Annotated in this window: 19 protein-coding genes; 12 read left to right on the forward strand and 7 right to left on the reverse strand. The window is 62.1% G+C overall.

From position 1 onward, the window contains the following. Nucleotides 1-190 precede the first annotated feature (190 nt). The 3 genes from BWP39_RS17305 to BWP39_RS17315 all read right to left on the reverse strand — a co-directional run bounded on the left by BWP39_RS17305 (nt 191) and on the right by BWP39_RS17315 (nt 2,972). Nucleotides 191-487: a flagellar protein FliT gene (locus BWP39_RS17305; protein ID WP_096722120.1), complete on the reverse strand. Its 297-nt coding sequence runs from the start codon at nt 485-487 to the stop codon at nt 191-193. A gap of 25 nt (nt 488-512) precedes the next feature. Then, nucleotides 513-1,958 carry a flagellar filament capping protein FliD gene (fliD, locus tag BWP39_RS17310; RefSeq protein WP_096722122.1) on the reverse strand — a complete coding sequence of 482 codons (1,446 nt, stop codon included), beginning with the start codon at nt 1,956-1,958 and terminating at the stop codon, nt 513-515. A gap of 195 nt (nt 1,959-2,153) precedes the next feature. Continuing rightward, on the reverse strand, nt 2,154-2,972 hold the full coding sequence (locus BWP39_RS17315; protein ID WP_096722124.1) for a flagellin domain-containing protein: 819 nt from the start codon (nt 2,970-2,972) through the stop codon (nt 2,154-2,156). Between the two features lie 220 nt (nt 2,973-3,192). On the opposite strand from BWP39_RS17315, the gene BWP39_RS17320 reads away from it, so the two are divergent. Next, nucleotides 3,193-4,134: an aldo/keto reductase gene (locus BWP39_RS17320; protein WP_096722126.1), complete on the forward strand. Its 942-nt coding sequence runs from the start codon at nt 3,193-3,195 to the stop codon at nt 4,132-4,134. Nucleotides 4,135-4,434: 300 nt separating this feature from the next. Beyond that, nucleotides 4,435-4,647 (forward strand): 30S ribosomal protein S21, encoded by a 213-nt coding sequence (gene rpsU, locus BWP39_RS17325; protein WP_006050883.1) that lies wholly within the window; start codon nt 4,435-4,437, stop codon nt 4,645-4,647. Nucleotides 4,648-4,758: 111 nt separating this feature from the next. Here the strand turns inward: rpsU and BWP39_RS17330 are convergent, their stop codons facing one another. Both BWP39_RS17330 and BWP39_RS17335 read right to left on the reverse strand, forming a co-directional pair. After that, complete coding sequence (locus BWP39_RS17330; RefSeq protein WP_096722128.1) at nt 4,759-5,184, reverse strand: hypothetical protein; 426 nt, start codon at nt 5,182-5,184, stop codon at nt 4,759-4,761. 370 nt (nt 5,185-5,554) lie between these two features. Continuing rightward, nucleotides 5,555-6,151 (reverse strand): DNA-3-methyladenine glycosylase I, encoded by a 597-nt coding sequence (locus BWP39_RS17335; RefSeq protein ID WP_096722702.1) that lies wholly within the window; start codon nt 6,149-6,151, stop codon nt 5,555-5,557. A gap of 133 nt (nt 6,152-6,284) precedes the next feature. Between BWP39_RS17335 and BWP39_RS17340 the strand changes: the two genes are divergently transcribed. Continuing rightward, a complete protein-coding gene (locus BWP39_RS17340; RefSeq protein WP_096722130.1) occupies nt 6,285-7,169 on the forward strand; it encodes a BadF/BadG/BcrA/BcrD ATPase family protein in 885 nt (294 codons plus the stop codon). Nucleotides 7,170-7,244: 75 nt separating this feature from the next. Next, a complete protein-coding gene (locus BWP39_RS17345; protein ID WP_096722132.1) occupies nt 7,245-8,066 on the forward strand; it encodes a Cof-type HAD-IIB family hydrolase in 822 nt (273 codons plus the stop codon). A gap of 135 nt (nt 8,067-8,201) precedes the next feature. Here the strand turns inward: BWP39_RS17345 and aqpZ are convergent, their stop codons facing one another. Beyond that, nucleotides 8,202-8,927 (reverse strand): aquaporin Z, encoded by a 726-nt coding sequence (aqpZ, locus tag BWP39_RS17350; RefSeq protein WP_096722134.1) that lies wholly within the window; start codon nt 8,925-8,927, stop codon nt 8,202-8,204. A 287-nt stretch (nt 8,928-9,214) separates the two neighbouring features. Between aqpZ and BWP39_RS17355 the strand changes: the two genes are divergently transcribed. Then, nucleotides 9,215-9,517 carry an H-NS histone family protein gene (locus tag BWP39_RS17355; protein ID WP_091017205.1) on the forward strand — a complete coding sequence of 101 codons (303 nt, stop codon included), beginning with the start codon at nt 9,215-9,217 and terminating at the stop codon, nt 9,515-9,517. 61 nt (nt 9,518-9,578) lie between these two features. Beyond that, nucleotides 9,579-9,749, forward strand: coding sequence for a hypothetical protein (locus BWP39_RS31760; RefSeq protein WP_157915153.1), 171 nt, complete (start codon nt 9,579-9,581; stop codon nt 9,747-9,749). A gap of 12 nt (nt 9,750-9,761) precedes the next feature. On the opposite strand, the gene BWP39_RS17360 is transcribed toward BWP39_RS31760, so the two are convergent. Continuing rightward, a complete protein-coding gene (locus BWP39_RS17360) occupies nt 9,762-10,826 on the reverse strand; it encodes a glycosyltransferase family 4 protein (protein WP_096722136.1) in 1,065 nt (354 codons plus the stop codon). Nucleotides 10,827-11,452: 626 nt separating this feature from the next. On the opposite strand from BWP39_RS17360, the gene flhD reads away from it, so the two are divergent. The 6 genes from flhD (at nt 11,453) to BWP39_RS17390 (ending at nt 17,445) form a co-directional block, all read left to right on the forward strand. Next, nucleotides 11,453-11,773 (forward strand): flagellar transcriptional regulator FlhD, encoded by a 321-nt coding sequence (gene flhD, locus BWP39_RS17365; protein ID WP_096722138.1) that lies wholly within the window; start codon nt 11,453-11,455, stop codon nt 11,771-11,773. A gap of 50 nt (nt 11,774-11,823) precedes the next feature. Next, the gene (gene flhC / locus BWP39_RS17370) at nt 11,824-12,393 is read left to right on the forward strand and encodes a flagellar transcriptional regulator FlhC (protein ID WP_096722140.1); all 570 of its coding nucleotides are present in this window, start codon (nt 11,824-11,826) and stop codon (nt 12,391-12,393) included. Nucleotides 12,394-12,648: 255 nt separating this feature from the next. Further along, nucleotides 12,649-13,509, forward strand: coding sequence for a flagellar motor stator protein MotA (motA, locus tag BWP39_RS17375; protein WP_096722142.1), 861 nt, complete (start codon nt 12,649-12,651; stop codon nt 13,507-13,509). 47 nt (nt 13,510-13,556) lie between these two features. Continuing rightward, nucleotides 13,557-14,537, forward strand: coding sequence for a flagellar motor protein MotB (gene motB, locus BWP39_RS17380; RefSeq protein ID WP_091017214.1), 981 nt, complete (start codon nt 13,557-13,559; stop codon nt 14,535-14,537). A 91-nt stretch (nt 14,538-14,628) separates the two neighbouring features. After that, nucleotides 14,629-15,006, forward strand: coding sequence for a response regulator (locus tag BWP39_RS17385; RefSeq protein WP_096722144.1), 378 nt, complete (start codon nt 14,629-14,631; stop codon nt 15,004-15,006). A gap of 57 nt (nt 15,007-15,063) precedes the next feature. Continuing rightward, nucleotides 15,064-17,445 carry a chemotaxis protein CheW gene (locus BWP39_RS17390; protein ID WP_096722146.1) on the forward strand — a complete coding sequence of 794 codons (2,382 nt, stop codon included), beginning with the start codon at nt 15,064-15,066 and terminating at the stop codon, nt 17,443-17,445. The last annotated feature ends 11 nt before the right edge of the window (nt 17,446-17,456 follow it).

The raw sequence follows: 17,456 nt of genomic DNA on the forward strand, positions 1-17,456 counted from the left end.
TTATGTGAGGGCCGATTCGTGGTGTCGATGTACAGAGATCGGCGAAAACGCTGGAACAGTGCGGGTGTACCGGGCGTTCCGCGTGATCTGGGAGGCGAAAAAAAGCCGCATCGCTGCGGCATGGAGTGTTACCTGAATACCCCGCATTCGACCACTGCGGTGTTCGGTCACTATGTCCGACTAGATGTAACTAGAGCTGCCCGGTAGCCTGATAGAAGCTCACCGCTTCGACACGTCGCATCGAAGCATGCATGTCGCTCATCAGCGCGTCGCGACCACGCTGCGCAATGCGCTCGATCTCCGCATCGATGTCCAGGATCGCGCGGATCGTCGCGAGGGCGTCCGGGGTTTGATCGGCGGTCAGCGACATCAGCAGCGGCGAGCGCTTGTCGGCGAGTTCCGCTGCATACAGCCAGTCGCCTTCGGTGGCCGCGGCGTTCATCGCCTGGGTCAGTTCGTATGCGCGCGACAACGATTCGTGTGACATGCTGCATTCCCCCGTAGAGCGCTGCTTACGACGCCTTGTTCAGCGTACCGGCCGCGCCGTTGCCGCCGAACAGCTGGTTCAGATACTGCGTGTTGTTCTGCATCGTCGCCATCAGATTGTTTAGCGCGGTGAACTGCGCGTTGTACTGCGCGGTCAGCGTGCTCGAATAGGTCTGCAGCGCCGTGGCCTGAGAGGACAGACTCGTCAGATCGGAGTTGATCGACGCGGTGCGCTGGTCGATCGTGCCGCTCGTCTGCACATAGGTGTTGGCGAAATTGTTGAGCTGCACGCCCATGCCGTTGGTCGTGTTGAAGAGCGCTGCCACGGTGCCCGGGTTCGCCGTCAGCGCAGTCTGCAGCGCGGCCGAGTCAGTCACGATGGTACCGTCGTCCTGCAGGTTCAGACCGATCGAAGAGAGACTAAACGTACCACTGCCGGTGGTGACCCCGCCGCTGATGATCGACGCAAGCCCGTTCGTAATCGAGTTCAACATCGCGTCGCCGAGCAGCGGGCCCGCCTGCGTCCCCGATGCCGCCGTCGAGCTGTACGAAGACAGCGACGCGGCCGTGGTCACGTAGTTGTTGTACGCGGTGACGAAGCTGGTGATCGCGGTGGTTTGCGCAGTCGTGCTGGTCGCAACCGTCAGTGTCTGCTGCGTGTTGACGGCGGCGGCGGTCAGGTTGATCGTCACGCCGGGCAGCACGTTGCTGATCGAGTTGGTCGGGCTCGTGACCTGCGCGCCATCGATCGTCAGGCTCGCGTCCTGCGCCTTCTGCAGCTCCGTCATGTTCGACGTGTTGAGCGCACTGTTCAGGCCCGAGCTGGCAGTCATCGAAATCGTGTTGGCCGCGCCGGTCGAATTCGACATGAGCACGAGATGCTGGCCGTCGGTGGCATTGACGACCGTTGCCGTGATGCCGGGGTTATTCGACGATGCGTTGATCGCGGCGGCGATGCCGGTGATCGAATTGTCCGTCGAGTCGACGTTGACCGTCATCGAGCCGCTCGTGCCCAGCGACAGCGTCAGTGTGCCGGTGCCCACGCTCGTCGAACTCGTGAAGGCCGACGATGAATATTTGTCCGCGGTCGCAATCGAGCTGACATTGACGTTGTAGCTGCCGGCGTTCACGCCGGTGGTGGCCGTCGTCGCCGTGATGCCGTTGCCGCTCGCGGTAGCCGAGAACGCCGCCAGCGACGTGCCGTCGGCAAGACCGCTTACAGCCGTCTCCAGGGCCGACAGCGCCGACTTGAGCTGACCGATTGCGGTGAGCTGGGTGTTATCGAGCGTCTGCTTGTTGGTGATCGTCGCGTTTTGCGCAGCAGTCTTCGAGGTGACGAGCGCCGAGACGAGCGAATTGACGTCGAGCGTCGATTTCGTCGAGCCACTGATAATGGACTGTGCGGCCTGCGCAAGCAGATTGCTTACGTCGGCGGGACTGGTTCCTGTCGTCGAGGACGTCGTCGAGCTCATGCGGAATGCTCCATTCGTGGCTACGACATCGGGTCTTTACCCGATGACAAACGCGTACCGGGAGGCGTGCCTCCCGGCGGTGTTGCCGATGCTTTGAAAACTGCGGGTATGGCTTGCCGGAACCGATGATGCAAATGAAGCGACGGCTCCGGCGGCACGGCATCATACTGCGATGCCGTGTCCATCGGTTAATCCTTACTGGAGCAGCTTCAGCACTTGCTGCGGCAGCGAGTTCGCCTGGGCCAGCACCGAGATACCGGCTTGTTGCAGCACTTGTGCCTTGCTCAGGTTGGCCGTTTCCGCTGCGAAGTCGGCGTCGGTGATCTGCGATTTCGCGGCGCTCAGGTTGGTCGACGTCGTTTGCGTGTTGGTGATCGCCGACGAGAACGTGTTTTGCGTTGCGCCGAGTGTTGCCTGGAAGTTGTTGACCGAAGCGAGTGCGGCGTCGATCGCCGTGATCGCAGCCTGTGCACCCGAGGTCGTGGAGATGTCCAGACCCGACACGCCGAGACCGCCCGTGTTCCACACCGTGGTGCCGAAGTTCGCGGTCACGGTCTGGTTCGCGTTCGCGCCGATCTGGAACTGCACGTTGCCCAGTCCGCCGAGCACGGCCTGGCCGTTGAACGTCGTTTGCGATTCGACCCGGTTGATTTCCGTCAGACGCGTGCTGACTTCGGTCTGCAGGTTCGCCTGAGCGGCGGTGCCGAGCGAGCCGTCGCCCGATTCGGTAGCGAGCTGACGGATACGTTGCAGGTTGTCGACGGTCGACGAGATCGCGCCGGCGGCGGTCTGCACCATCGAGATCCCGTTGTTCGCGTTAGCCACGCCCTGGTTCAGCGCGTTGATGGCGGCGGTTTGGCTCGTGGCGATCGCGAGGCCTGCTGCATCGTCGGCTGCACTGTTGATGCGCTTGCCCGACGACAGGCGGTTGATGGCTTGCGACAGCGCATTTTGTGAGCCGGACAGATTCGTTTGAGTCTGCAGCGAAAGAATGTTCGTGTTGATATTCAGCATTTTTTCCCTCGTTTGGAAAACGCCTCGGATATAGGCTGGTTCAGTTTCGGCGTAGCGCTTCTGACGAGCGGCGCTGCCCGCCTTTCCTGGTTGTCGGCGCATCTGCGTGAAAACTTTAGGGGCGTCGCCGGGAGACGCGGCACGCGGCGTGCTCGCTGCGAGGGTGGACGCGGGAGCGTATTCTCGATGGCTCCCCGCACATCGCGCTCATGGAGGTGTCATGCAGAAACGCTTGATTGGCAATTCTTCGGTGGAAGTCGCGCCGCTGGTGTTCGGTGGCAACGTGTTCGGCTGGACCGTGGACGAAGCGACTTCGTTCTCGATTCTCGACGCGTTCGCCGATGCGGGCCTCGATTTCATCGATACCGCCGACGTCTATTCCGCATGGGTTCCCGGCAATCAGGGCGGGGAGTCCGAAACGATCATCGGCAAGTGGTTCAAGCGCAGTGGCAAGCGCGATCAGATCGTCGTTGCGACCAAGGTGGGCAAGCTGGAGCGGCGCAAGGGCCTCTCCGCGGACAACATCCAGACCGCCGTCGAAGACTCATTGCGTCGCCTGCAAACCGATTACATCGACGTCTATTTCTCGCATTACGATTTGCCCGATACGCCGCTCGCGGAAACGCTCGGCGCCTATCAACGGCTGATCGAAGCGGGCAAGGTGCGAGTGATCGGCGCCTCGAACTACAGCGGCGCGCGGGTCAAGGAAGCGCTCGATGTGGCCCGGGCGGATGGTTTGCCGCGTTATCAGCTGTTGCAGCCCGAATACAACCTGTATGATCGGGGCCCCTACGAGCAGGACCTTGAGCCGGTCGCAACGGCGGAACACCTGGGCGTCGTGCCGTACTACAGCCTTGCAAGTGGCTTTCTGTCGGGCAAGTACCGGTCACGGGCGGATCTCGCAAAGAGCGCCCGCGGCAGCCGCGTGGAGCCGTACCTCGACGAGCGGGGGCTGCGCATTCTGGCAGCGCTCGACGAAGTCGCCGGTCGCCACGATGTGACACCCGCAACGGTAGCGCTGGCGTGGCTGATCGCACGGCCCAGCGTCACGGCGCCGATTGCCAGCGCGACCTCGCTTGAGCAGTTGAAAAGCCTTGTGGCAGCGGTACATCTGGCCCTTACGGACGACGACATTAGTACGTTGAATGACGCAAGTGCCTGAGCGGAATCGTTAAAAGGGTGGTCTGCCGGCTGCTTTCCTGATATGATCGAGAGTGAATTGAGATTTTTGCCGTTTTGACGTCGTTTCCGGCGCCAGGGCGGCGATCAGACGCGGGGCTGCAACATGCGTCTGCCCGTGTTAAGCGGTGAACTCCCCACCTCTCTTTTCCGGCCTCCGCGGCCGCTTTACCTCTCGTTTCATCCGTGGTTCATCCATGAATTGAAGCGCCCGGAGGGCCGGCGCGTGAGCGGCTTACCGCCACGCAGTTAACCGTATCAAGCGATTTGAGTTAGGAATTACATGACGACGATTCTTCTGAAAGAAAACGAGCCGTTCGAAGTGGCGATCCGCCGCTTTCGTCGCGCTATCGAAAAAAATGGCCTGATCGCCGAACTGCGTGAACGCCAATCGTACGAAAAGCCGACCACGGCTCGTAAGCGCAAGAAGGCTGCAGCTGTGAAGCGCCTGCACAAGCGCCTGCGTAGCCAGATGCTGCCGAAAAAGCTGCACTAAGCACGCTTTTACGGATGGCCTTAACGGCGGGGGGGCTTCGAAAGAAGCCACCCCGCCGTTTTTCGTCTGTAGCGGTAATCGGTTCGGGAGACGGGGTGGGGTTGAAGGTGCTTAAGCAACGCGCTTCATGCAGTCCGCGGATAAACCGAACTGGCGGGCGATCGACGCAAGCCGCTCATCCCATTCCCGCCGGGCAAAAACGTCGTGAACGTTCTGCAGGCAACTGAGCAGTTCGACGGTGAGTGGATCGTAGATATTGATGCGCGCGCGCAGCAGCGCTTTCTTCAGGGCGAGAACACCGACGTCCATATACGCGGGCACGTCGACCGGCGGCTTACCGATGTAGCGCACCGGAATCCCTTCCATCGCGGTCATGTAGTCGCGCGGCTTGATAAAGCTGCCAACTGGACAACCGCCGCAATAGCCCCGATAGGCGCCGCCGCCCCGCGGAAGAAGAGCGGTTCGGCCCTGGCCGAAAAGATGGCCCACAGCCTGGTCGAATATCTCCTGATGGCTCAGGAAGTCTGGATTTTTCAAGGTGTTTCTCCTCTGCGCAGCGCGCAGCGGTCGTTCGTTATTCGAGCGAGGCACCTTAGTCCCGGGTGCCGATGGTGTGTCGTCTGTTTGCACGACGCGACCCAGCCGCTTGTTAACCGTTATAACGGGCCCAGGCGGTAAAAATGGAATTTGACGGGCATCGAAGCGCAACGTTGACCGCAGGTCGACGAGTGCGAGCCCGATGAGCGTCGCGCAAAGCCTTTAGCCGCGGGGCTGACAGCCGCCGATATCAGCAGATTCGGGACTTTCCCGGAGTGCCGCGCTTTTCGGCCGCTTATGTTGCAAAAATGCCGAAAAAGCGGCAAGTGAGCGCATGCTCACACTCACGCCGCCAGCGAAAACCCAGCTATCAGCCCGCCTTGCGCTTGCGTCCCTTCCTGCCGAGCGCCGCGCATTGCGCGTGACGCACGCAATCGGTCTGGTGATCGTTGACCATCCCTACGGCCTGCATGAACGCATAGCAGATCGTCGTGCCGACGAACTTGCATCCATATTTCTTGAGCGCCTTGCTGAGCGCGTCGGATATCTCGGTCGAGGCCGGGGCGTGCTGATACGAAGTCAATGCGTTCTGTATCGGCGTCTGATCGACGAACGACCAGACAAAGTTCGCGAGCGAACCATGTTCCGCCTGGATCTGCTGCACGGCGCGCGCATTGACCACCGCCGATTCGATCTTCGCGCGATTACGGACAATGCTCGCGTCGAGCATCAGCGGTTCGAGCTGCTTTGGGGTGAAGCGGGCGACGGTGTCGATATCGAAGTTGGCGAATGCCCGCCGGTATCCTTCCCGCTTGTTCAGGATTGTCGACCACGATAGCCCGGCCTGCGCGCCTTCTAGCACCAGCATTTCGAACAGATGCTGATCGTCGCGCGAAGGCACGCCCCATTCGGTGTCGTGGTAGTGTGCGAGCGCTTCGCTCGTTGCCCAGGTGCATCGCTGTGTCACGGTCCGGCTCCGTTTGTTCAGGTTGGTCAAGCATAGCGGAATGGACTGGCGCCGCCACCTGGCCTTTTGGTCGATTGCCGGATTGCAGTGGACCTGCCACGCTATGCGGCATCCCTTCACGAATCTTTAGCGCATGAATACAGACATCTTTTTGCTCGGCATCGACGGTGGCGGCACGGGGACTCGCCTGATCCTCGGCGATGCAGACGGCCGCGTGCTGGCGCAGGCATCGAGCGGCCCATCGGGGCTCGGGCTTGGCGTCGAACGCGCGTGGGAATCGATTGAAGCCGGTTGTGCCAGCGCTTTCGCTGCCGCCGGCCTGACGTACGACAGATCGCGTTGCGTGCTTGGGTGTGGCCTCGCGGGCACCGTTAACCGCGACTGGCTCGCAGCCTTCCACGCCGCGGCGCCGCAGCTTGCCGGTCTCGCGGTCGAGAGCGACGCGTACACGACCTTGCTCGGTGCGCATGGCGGCGAGTCCGGCGTGATTGTCGCGATCGGCACCGGCAGCATTGCGGCCGTGCTCGATCGTGAGGGCGCATGCCGGATCGTCGGCGGCTTTGGTTTTCCATCGGGCGATGAAGCGAGCGGCGCATGGCTCGGCGTGCGCGGGATCGTTCACGCGCAACAGGCGGCCGATGGCCGCGTGCCCGTCGACGCCTTCGCGCAGGCGCTGCTCGCGCACGCCGGCGCAACCGACACCGAAGGGCTGATCGTCTGGCTATGCGAAGCGAACCAGACCGCCTATGCGACGCTCGCGCCCGTGATCCTCGCGCATCGTGAGCATCCGTTCGCCGCGCAGTTGCTCGCGCATGCGGGAGCGGAAATCGGCAAGATGATCGCCGCGCTCGACCCTTCACATACGATGCCGGTGGCCTTATGCGGCGGCCTCGCGGAACCATTGCGTCCGTGCGTACCGTCGGCATATCAGCATCGTTTGCGTACGCCGCTGGCCGATTCAGCGCATGGCGGCTTGCAGCTCGCCCAGCGCGAAGCCGCACGCCTCGCCGGAAAATAGGCGGCTGGTGTAGTGGACAGGCGATAAAATATGCCGCTTGATGTTGCTCACTCAAGTCGTCCACCGAACCACACCATGTACAAAGTCATCGCGACGGATCTAGACGGAACCCTGCTCAACAGCGACCACCAGCTCGATCCCCTCACTATCGAAACCGTGCGGCGACTCGAAGCGCAGGGTGTGCAGTTCATCATCGCGACCGGCCGTCACTATTGCGATGCAGCCGGCATTCGCGACCTGCTCGGCATCCGTCCGTATCTGATCACGTCGAACGGTGCGCGAATCCACGCACCCGACGACACGAAGATCTACGCCGACGATCTCCCGCCCGTCACCGTACGGCGCCTCGTGCGACCGGACATCGCCGGTTCGCATGGGCGCATCATCGTCAATCTGTTTGCCGACCAGACATGGTTGATCGATCGCGATGCACCGGAGCTGCTGAGCTTTCATCAGGACTCGGGTTTCCGCTATTCCGTGGTCGACATGCCGCAGCACGACGGCACTGACATTGCGAAGGTTCTGTACATCGGCCGGGCCGCCGACCTCGCAGACGTGGCGGTGAACCTGCAGCGGGCGTTCGGCAACTCGCTGTACGTGACGTACTCGGCGTCCGATTGTCTCGAGGTGATGACGTCGAATGTATCGAAGGGGCGGGCGTTGAGCTTCGTGCTCGATCGTCTCGGCGTGGCGCCCTCGCACTGCGTCGCGTTCGGCGACAACATGAATGACATCGATCTGCTCGAAACAGCCGGGCATCCATTCATGATGAATAACGCGAACCCGGATCTGATCGCGAGGCTTCCGGATGTGCCGCGCATCGGCAACAACTTCGAAGCGGGCGTCGCGCATCAACTGCGCAAGCTATTCACGCTCGACGGTGAACTCACTTCGTGAGCACGGTGCACGCGGGTCGCTAAGCGGACCGATCACAGGCTGCAGGTCGGAGAACGCAAACGAAATCCCACCATCGCAAGCAAAACGGGCGCCTCAGCACCCGTTTTGTCATGCTCAATCGAAGAAGCGTCCGCGTTACGCCTGAGCGTTACGCTGCTGCCCGGCCACGAGCGGATAGATCACGCCCGCGATGATCGCGCCGATAATCGGCGCCACCCAGAAGAGCCACAACTGATCGATGGCGGCCCCGCCCTCAAACAACGCAGGCCCCGTCGAACGCGCCGGGTTGACCGACGTGTTGGTCACCGGGATCGAGATCAGGTGGATCAGCGTGAGACACAGCCCGATCGCGATCGGCGCGAGGCCGGCTGGCGCGCGCTGGTCGGTGGAGCCGAGAATCACGAACAGGAAGAATGCCGTCATTACCGTTTCGCAGACGAACGCCGCCATCATCGAATAGTGGCCCGGTGAGTGGTCGCCGTAGCCATTGGTCGCAAAGCCGCTTGCGACCAGATCGAAGCCCGGCTTGCCCGAGGCAATCACCGACAGCACGAACGCGCCGACAATCGCGCCGATCACCTGCGCGACGATGTACGGGACGAGGTCGCGAACCGGAAGACGGCCGGCCACGGTCAAACCGACGCTGACTGCAGGATTCAGGTGACACCCCGAGATATGCCCGATCGCAAAGGCCATTGTGAGGACCGTCAGGCCGAAGGCAAGCGCGACTCCGAGAAACCCGATGCCGAGACCGTGGACGGGTCCCGCGAAACTGGCGGCTAGCACGGCGCTACCGCAACCGCCGAGTACCAGCCAGAAGGTGCCGAAGAACTCGGCGGCAAGGCGTTTGGAAAGTGGCATATGTGGCTCCTGAAAAAGACCGGTAAGAGGCGAGACATCGTCGGAATGAGCGATGCAGGCCGCGGAACGCGTATTTTTAGGCAAATGCAACAGACGCGGGTGTCAACAATTGTCAATCTCCACGAAGTGAAACAATTACTGAAGGCAAGACTCTTTTCAATTTAACAATTTGGGTTCCTTTAATAATTATCAGACGTAATCCTGTTATAGCAGTATTATTGTCCATTGCGAATTTCTTTAGTTACAGCTAATCTCCGGCCATTCAGTGCTACAAAGGGGGAACCAGAATGTCACAATATGCGGATCTCAAGGCGCAGATCGTCCGCCTGCAAGCCCAGGCGGATGACGCCCGGCGCACCGAAGTGATCAATGTGATTGCGGAAATCAAACGCAAGATTGTCGAGTACGGGTTGTCAGCCCAGGATCTCGGCTTCGCGGCACCCGCCCGGCGGGGGCGTCCGCCGAAAAAGGCACCGCTTCCACCGAAGTATCACGACCCAAAAACGGGCAGTACATGGAGTGGCCGCGGTAAGCCGCCTAAATGGATTGCAGGCAAAAATCGCGACCGGTTTTTGATCGAACAAGCGTAATCGTCCGGTTGACGAAAGCGTTCCGAAGGCAATGACAAGGGTGAATGCGGGATAGACGTCGATGGCGGCGTTTACCCCGATTCATGCCGAATCGGCGGTACGTGCACAGCAATGGTTCATGCCATTGGTAAATAAAAAAGCCGCCCGTAAAGGGCGGCCTTTTTTGACCGGGATGGTTAACCCACTTTTGCGTCCGCGCAAACGATTCACATTGCAGATTTACGCAATATGAATCCTCTGCGGGTTAGCCCGCCGCTACGCGGCGCAGTACCGGGCGGCGAGCCGCTTCGATTAGCGCGGTATAGCCATCGACATAATTCTGCGCCATGGTCTTCGCGCTAAAGCGCCGCTCGAATTGCGCGCGGATCGCGCTGCGCGACAGCTCGTCGAGGCGCTGCAACGCAGCAACGGCGCCCTGCACATCCTCGACGATAAAGCCGGTCACGCCGTGATCGATCACCTCGGGCACCGAACCGCGGTTGAACGCGATGACCGGCGTTCCGCAAGCCATCGACTCGATCATCACGAGCCCGAACGGCTCCGACCAGTCGATCGGAAACAGCAACGCCTTCGCCCCCGACAGGAACTCCGGCTTCTGCGCTTCGTTGATCTCGCCGACGAATTCGACATGCGCCTGCGACAGCAACGGCTCGATCTCCGCCTTGAAGTAATCCTGATCGGCCTTGTCCACCTTGGCGGCGATCTTCAGCGGCAGACCGCTTTGCGCAGCGATCTTGATAGCTGTATCGACGCGTTTTTCCGGACAGATGCGACCGAGGAACGCGAGGTATTCGGGTTTCTTGTGAGCCTGCGGCGTGAGCAGCTGGTCGGGCAGGCCGTGATAGATCGTGTTGAGCCAGTTGGCCTGTTGCAGCGGCAGGCGCTGCGAATCCGAAATCGATACGACCGGCACATTGGAGAACGCGGCGAAGACCGGCTGCAACTCGGGTAGATCGAGACGGCCGTGCAGCGTTGTGACGAACGGCGTGTCGAGCGTTGTGAACAGCGGGAACGGCAGGTAGTCCAGATGGAAGTGCAGCACATCGAACTCGTGCGCAACGCGGCGCACGCGCTCGAGCAGCAGCATGTGCGGAGCCATCGCATCGCGGATGGTCGGGTCGAGTCGCAGCGCGCGCGGCCATGCCGCTTCCAGTTGCGCCGACGTCACCGAATCGCCGCTCGCGAACAGCGTCACGTCATGGCCGAGGTCGACCAGCGCCTCCGTGAGGTAGGACACGACGCGCTCGGTGCCGCCGTAGAGTTTCGGCGGAACAGCTTCGTATAGCGGCGCGATTTGTGCGATTCGCATGCGTAATCTCCAGGTTCAGGGGCTTCGCGGGTGGGACGCTGCGAGGCAGCGTAGCAAGGCGAGTGCCCGTCGGACGGAAGGGCGCGGCAGGCCGCCGCCCGAGGGGTGCCCCGATCAAACCGGTTGGGGTTTCTCCTTACGTCTCATTATCGGGATCGAGCGTCGCAATTCGAGCTATTTTTCAAACGCTTAATGTTGTTACAGCGAGAAACATGATGCATAACGGGTTCTCCGATGGACCTTAAAGCCTTGTGCGGCAAGGCGCACACCGCATCGGATCAAGCGCAGAAGCGTGCTCAGCAAGGGTTTGCGGCGAGGTAGCAGCAGTGCATTACGAGTCGATGAAAAGCCTCTATAATTCGGCCAGCCCACCGAAGGTGCCATTCGGCACTGTTTAGAACAGCCCGCCTTCCATTTCCCCCAGCCGTTCGTCTGTAGGAAAAATTCTGACAGCATTAAGGGATTTTTCCGGCCACCTGCCGGGGTGTCTGTCCGATTTTCGTTCCCTTCCCCTTTAGCCACAATTGATGCATGACCATAAACGGGCCATTCCGCGTGGATCGATGCGCGCGAATGAGCAAACGTTTCCGGAACGGCCTGACCAGCCAGATCGACTCGGGGGAATCATGAGCGCCAACAGTGAAATGCTGACTGAGATCAGGGAAGTGAACCTGTCTTATCTGCTGCTCGCCCAGCGCCTGCTGCGCGAGGACAAGCAGACCGGCATGTTCCGGATGGGCATCTCCGACCAGCTCGCCGATGTGCTCGCCAGCCTGTCGCTGGCCCAGACCGTCAAGCTTGCCGCGTCGAACCAGGTGCTGTGCCGCTTCCGCTTCGACGATCACGCGATCCTCACCTCGCTCGCAGACAAGGGCAAAACCAGCGCCGTCGCCCAGGCGCACTCCGCGATCCTGATGGCCGGCCAGCCGGTCGAACAGCTTGGCTGATGCCGCTGTTGCATCACGAGGAAACCCACAGGACGCGGGAACCGGAGCGGATGGCACATAAAAGCGTAGTGCTCGAGGTGCGGGAGATTACTCTCGCCATCGAACTGATCGAACTCGGCGCGCGTCTGCAGTTGCTCGAAGCCGAAACCAGCCTGTCGCGCGACCGGCTCATCAAGCTCTACAAGGAGCTGAAGGGTGTCTCGCCGCCCAAGGGCATGCTGCCTTTTTCGGCGGACTGGTTCATGACCTGGCAGCCGAACATCCATTCCTCGCTGTTCTACAACATCTATCGGTTCATGACCGATCACGGCGGCTGCAAGACGATCGAGTCGATCGTCAAGAGCTACCGGCTGTATCTGGAGCACGTGCAGATGCACGGCGACGAGCCGGTGCTAAGCCTCACGCGGGCGTGGACGCTGGTGCGCTTCTTCGATTCCGACATGCTGCAGATCACCGCGTGCTCGCGTTGCGGTGGCCATTTCGTGGCGCACGCACACGATCCGCGGCAGGGCTTCGTCTGCGGGCTGTGCCAGCCGCCGTCGCGGGCCGGCAAGACGAGGAAATCCGCCGATGCGAAGGCGCGCGCGGGCGAGGTGCCGGTGCCGGCGTTGGTTGCGTGAAGTTCCCTGCCTGAATTCCCGCGTTCCGCCCGCGCTGCTGCCGCGCTCCCGCGCGTCGGCTCAGCGGCTATGCGCTAAAGGCCCGAGGCGCCCAGGACAGGCGTCATCCGGCGCGGCTCGCCCGCCTGTCCACGCCACCGCGCACCCACCGCTCAAGCGGGCACACTCGACGGCTTTTCGGCCAAAGTTTTCCGCTCCGCTGCCGTAAACCCAATTAACGACGGTCCACGTCGATTTTTTTGTGAGGGCCCGGCAGTGCTGATTTTCGTGGGAACACTCGTAACGCTGTTGTCCGTCTTCGGCGGCTATGCACTGGCGGGCGGCCATCTCGGCGCGCTGTTGCAGCCTGTCGAAATACTGATGATCGCGGGCGCGGGCCTCGGCGCGTTCATCCTTGGCAACGGGATGAAGACGATCCGGGCCACGCTGCGTGTGCTCCCGACGCTCTTCAAGGGCTCGAAGTACAACAAGGACGTCTATATGGAGCTGATGGCGCTCCTGTACGTCCTGCTCGCGAAGGCCCGTAAGGAAGGCACGCTGACGCTCGAAGCCGACATCGATAACCCGGAGCAGAGCCCGATCTTCACGCAGTACCCGAAGATCCTGGCCGACCGGCACATCGTCGAATTCCTGACCGACTACTTGCGGTTGATGGTCGGCGGCAACATGAACGCGTTCGAGATCGAAAGCCTGATGGACGAGGAAATCGAAACCCATCACGCGGAAGGCGAGGCGCCGGCGCATGCGCTCGCCAAGGTCGGCGATGCGATGCCGGCATTTGGGATCGTCGCGGCGGTCATGGGCGTGGTTCACACGATGGCCTCCGCCGACAAACCGCCCGCCGTGCTCGGCGAGATGATCGCGCAGGCGCTGGTCGGCACGTTCCTCGGCATCCTGCTTTCGTACGGTTTGATCGGTCCGCTTTCGAGTCTCGCCGAACAGCGCGTGACCGAGTCGACCAAGATGTTCCAGTGCATCAAGGTAACGATCCTCGCGAGCCTGAACGGCTACGCGCCGGCCATTGCCGTCGAGTTCGGCCGCAAGGTGCTCTTCTCGACCGAACGCCCGTCGTTCACCGAGCTGGAAGAGCACGTGCGCCGGGTCAAGGCGAAGTAAGGCCCGCTAAGGCCAGATAACGGCGACGCCAGGCGACCGAGGAAGCGATGAGCAAAGACAAAGACCGTGCAATCGTCGTCAGGCGTTCGGCGCCGGCGAAGAAAGGCCATCACGGCGGCGCGTGGAAGCTCGCTTACGCGGACTTCATGACCGCGATGATGGCGTTCTTCCTGCTGATGTGGCTGCTGAGTTCGGCCAGCACGGCACAGTTGAAAGGCATCGCCGATTACTTCAACCAGCCGCTCAAGGTGTCGTTGTGGGGCGGCGTGCGCAGTGCCGAGGAATCGAGTGTGGTGCGGGGCGGCGGGCGCGACATCACGAGCGATAACTGGGGTGTGACGCGTTCGAGCGATGGCACGACGAAGCGCGCCGATCGCAGCGAGAGCCGCGCTGACGACCAGGCGCTGAACACGCTGCAGGGCGAACTCGAGCGGCGCGAGCAGGCGCGTCTGCACGATCTGCAGGTGAAGCTGATGGCCGCGATCGAAGCGAACCCGGTGCTGCGCCAGTTCAAGCAGCAGATCCGTATCGATTCGACGCTGACCGGGTTGCGCATCGAGATCGTCGATTCGCAGAAGCGGCCGATGTTCGCGACCGCACGCGACACGGTCGAGCCGTATATGCGCGACATCCTGCGCGAAATCGGCCACACGCTGAACGACGTGCCGAACCGGATCGTCGTGCAGGGACACACCGATGCCGTGCCGTATGCGGGCGGCGAGAAGGGTTACAGCAACTGGGAGCTGTCGGCGGATCGCGCGAATGCATCGCGGCGCGAGCTGATTGCCGGCGGGATGGACGAAGCGAAGGTGCTGCGCGTGATCGGCCTCGCGTCGACGCAGAACCTGAACAAGGCCGACCCGCTCGATCCGGAGAACCGCCGGATCAGCATCATCGTGCTGAACAAGAAGTCGGAGGAAGCCATGATGCGCGACGACACGACGACCACCACGTTGTCCGACGATGCAGCGGGTTCTGCGCGGCCGTTGTTGCAGAAGATCCCGCCGCCGGTAGCGGCGGGGCCGTGACGTAACGGCGCATAACGACGCATAACGACGCGTCGGGGCACGAGGCAACCACCCGGCAACAAGACAAAAGCAAGTGCAGCGAGGGTTTTCAATGATCAGGCACATTCTGGCAATCGACGATTCGGCCGCGATGCGGGAGATTCTCTCCGCGACGCTGACGACGGCCGGCTATGAGGTGACGCTCGCCGCCGACGGCAACGAGGGCCTCGAGAATGCGCTCGCCATCCGCTTCGATCTCGTGCTGACCGATCAGCACATGCCGGGCAAGACCGGTCTCGATCTGATTACCGCATTGCGCGGCAACCCGGCTTATCGCGCGACACCGATCCTCTTGCTAACGACCGAATCGGGCGAGCCGTTCAAGGCGGCAGCGCGTGCGGCCGGCGCGACCGGCTGGATCGAAAAGCCGCTCGACCCGGACCTGCTGACCGAACTGGTCGCGGCACTCGCCGAACCGGGGCAGGCGTGATGCGCATCGACGGTACCGCTGCACAGTCCAGACACGATTTCTCGTGGTGAGCCACGTATGACACTCGACATCACTCAGTTCTATCAGACGTTCTTCGACGAGGCCGACGAACTGCTCGCACAGATGGAGCAACTGCTGCTCGATCTGGACATCGCGCATCCGGACCCCGAAGACCTCGCGGCGATCTTTCGCGCGGCGCATTCGATCAAGGGCGGCGCGGCGACCTTCGGTTTCACCGCACTCACCGAGACGACGCACATTCTCGAGTCGCTGCTCGATCGCGCGCGCAATAACGAACTCGTGCTGCGCAAGGACATGATCGACACGTTCCTCGAAACCAAGGACGTGTTGTCGGGCCAGCTCGCGGCCTATCGCGCGAGCGCCGAGCCCGATGCGGCGACGGCGGCGGCGATCTGCGCGAAGCTCGACCGGTTGTACGCGGAGAGTCGCGAGGGCGATGCACAGTCTGAGTCTGCTGCGGTCGATGCAACTGCCGTGGACCCGTCCGCGCTAAACGCAGCGGCACAGCCCGTCGCCGAGGACGGTGCGAACGCGCCGCAACACGTCGTCGACCAGGCGCTAGAAGCCGCTGGCGAATGGGCGGGAGCGTGGGTCGAAGCACCGGCCTCGACCACGACAGAAATGTCGCCCGGAGCGCAAGGTGACAACACGGATATCAATGCCGTCTACAACGGAGCCGGCGGATCGTCTACCGCCGTGCCAGCAGACACACCAGCCGGATCGCATTTGAAAATTACGCTGCGGGGCGTGGGGGAGAAGGACCAGGCATTGTTGATCGAAGAACTCGGCAACCTGGGGAGTATCGTCGGACAGGTGAAGAGCGGCAGCGAACTTGCGTTGTGGCTCGACACTGACGTCCCCTCCGACGACATCGTCGCTGTGTGCTGCTTCGTGATCGACGAGAGTCAGATCACGATCGGTCGCGGCGAAATGCCGGCGGACGACGTGCAGTTGGGCGAACCTGGAACGCCCGCCGCTGTCACGTCGCCGCCGGCGGCCGATGCAACCGATAGCACCGCTATCGCGCCGCAGGCTGTGCGCGATGAACCGGCACCGGTTGCCGCGCCGGCCGCTACGACCGAAGCCGCAGTCGCCTCCATGCTCGCCGTAGCCGCGGCAGCAGCGACTCAAGCAAGCGCGCCGGCCGCAGCCACCAACACAACAGCTTCCGCAGAACCCGACCGCAAAGCCGCCCGCCCCGCCGCAGCTTCGAGCGCCGAAGGCAGCTCGATCCGCGTCGGCGTAGAGAAGGTCGATCAGTTGATCAACCTCGTCGGCGAACTGGTGATCACCCAGGCGATGCTCGCCGAAACCACCAGCACCTTCGACCCGGCATTGCACGACCGCCTGTTCAACGGCATGGCGCAGCTCGAGCGCAACGCGCGCGACTTGCAGGAAGCGGTGATGTCGATCCGCATGATGCCGATGGATTACGTCTTCAGCCGTTTCCCGCGTCTTGTGCGCGATCTCGCGGCGAAGCTCGGTAAGGAAGTGGAGCTTGTCACCTTCGGTCAGGCAACCGAGCTGGACAAGAGTCTGATCGAACGCATCATCGATCCGCTCACGCACCTCGTGCGCAACAGCCTCGACCACGGCATCGAAACCGTCGAGGCACGTCGCGCCGCAGGCAAGGACGGCACCGGTCAACTGGTGCTGTCGGCGGCGCATCACGGCGGCAACATCGTGATCGAGGTCAGCGACGACGGCGCCGGTCTGCGCCGCGACAAGATTCTCGCGAAGGCGATGAAGCAGGGCATGCAGGTCAGCGAGTCGATGACCGACGAGGAAGTGTGGAACCTGATCTTCATGCCGGGCTTCTCGACGGCGGAGCAGGTCACCGACGTATCGGGTCGCGGCGTCGGCATGGACGTCGTGAAGCGCAACATCCAGGCGATGGGCGGCCACGTCGAGATCACGTCGTACGCGGGCCGCGGCACGACGACGCGGATCGTGCTGCCGCTCACGCTGGCAATTCTTGACGGCATGTCGGTCAAGGTCGGCAGCGAGATCTTCATCCTGCCGCTGAACTTCGTGATGGAGTCGCTACAGCCGCGCGCCGAAGATATCTACACGATCGCGAACGGCGAACGCGTGGTGCGCGTGCGCGGCGAATACCTGCCGCTCGTCGCACTGCATGCGGTATTCACCGTCGAGGACGCACGCACCGATCCGACTCAGGGCATCGTCACGATCATGCAGGCGGAGGGGCGTCGCTTCGCGATGTTGATCGACGAACTGGTCGGACAGCAGCAGGTCGTCGTGAAGAACCTCGAAACGAATTACCGCAAGGTGCATGGCATTTCCGCTGCCACGATTCTCGGCGACGGCAGCGTCGCACTGATCGTGGACGTGGCCGCATTGAACCGCGAGAAGCGCACCGCGCATGGCGCACATAGCGACCTTGCCGCACTCGCATGAATGCGGCAGTA

Origin of the sequence: Paraburkholderia acidicola (genome assembly GCF_002362315.1) — a bacterium.
In the GTDB taxonomy this organism is placed as follows: Bacteria; Pseudomonadota; Gammaproteobacteria; order Burkholderiales; family Burkholderiaceae; genus Paraburkholderia; species Paraburkholderia acidicola.

Excerpts from the sequence above, each read along its gene's own strand:
- BWP39_RS17305 (WP_096722120.1), bottom strand. The coding sequence starts at position 487 with ATGTCACACGAATCGTTGTCGCGCGCATACGAACTGACCCAGGCGATG.
- fliD (WP_096722122.1), bottom strand. The coding sequence starts at position 1,958 with ATGAGCTCGACGACGTCCTCGACGACAGGAACCAGTCCCGCCGACGTA.
- BWP39_RS17315 (WP_096722124.1), bottom strand. The coding sequence starts at position 2,972 with ATGCTGAATATCAACACGAACATTCTTTCGCTGCAGACTCAAACGAAT.
- BWP39_RS17320 (WP_096722126.1), top strand. The coding sequence starts at position 3,193 with ATGCAGAAACGCTTGATTGGCAATTCTTCGGTGGAAGTCGCGCCGCTG.
- rpsU (WP_006050883.1), top strand. The coding sequence starts at position 4,435 with ATGACGACGATTCTTCTGAAAGAAAACGAGCCGTTCGAAGTGGCGATC.
- BWP39_RS17340 (WP_096722130.1), top strand. The coding sequence starts at position 6,285 with ATGAATACAGACATCTTTTTGCTCGGCATCGACGGTGGCGGCACGGGG.
- BWP39_RS17345 (WP_096722132.1), top strand. The coding sequence starts at position 7,245 with ATGTACAAAGTCATCGCGACGGATCTAGACGGAACCCTGCTCAACAGC.
- aqpZ (WP_096722134.1), bottom strand. The coding sequence starts at position 8,927 with ATGCCACTTTCCAAACGCCTTGCCGCCGAGTTCTTCGGCACCTTCTGG.
- BWP39_RS17355 (WP_091017205.1), top strand. The coding sequence starts at position 9,215 with ATGTCACAATATGCGGATCTCAAGGCGCAGATCGTCCGCCTGCAAGCC.
- BWP39_RS31760 (WP_157915153.1), top strand. The coding sequence starts at position 9,579 with ATGGCGGCGTTTACCCCGATTCATGCCGAATCGGCGGTACGTGCACAG.
- BWP39_RS17360 (WP_096722136.1), bottom strand. The coding sequence starts at position 10,826 with ATGCGAATCGCACAAATCGCGCCGCTATACGAAGCTGTTCCGCCGAAA.
- flhD (WP_096722138.1), top strand. The coding sequence starts at position 11,453 with ATGAGCGCCAACAGTGAAATGCTGACTGAGATCAGGGAAGTGAACCTG.
- flhC (WP_096722140.1), top strand. The coding sequence starts at position 11,824 with ATGGCACATAAAAGCGTAGTGCTCGAGGTGCGGGAGATTACTCTCGCC.
- motB (WP_091017214.1), top strand. The coding sequence starts at position 13,557 with ATGAGCAAAGACAAAGACCGTGCAATCGTCGTCAGGCGTTCGGCGCCG.
- BWP39_RS17385 (WP_096722144.1), top strand. The coding sequence starts at position 14,629 with ATGATCAGGCACATTCTGGCAATCGACGATTCGGCCGCGATGCGGGAG.
- BWP39_RS17390 (WP_096722146.1), top strand. The coding sequence starts at position 15,064 with ATGACACTCGACATCACTCAGTTCTATCAGACGTTCTTCGACGAGGCC.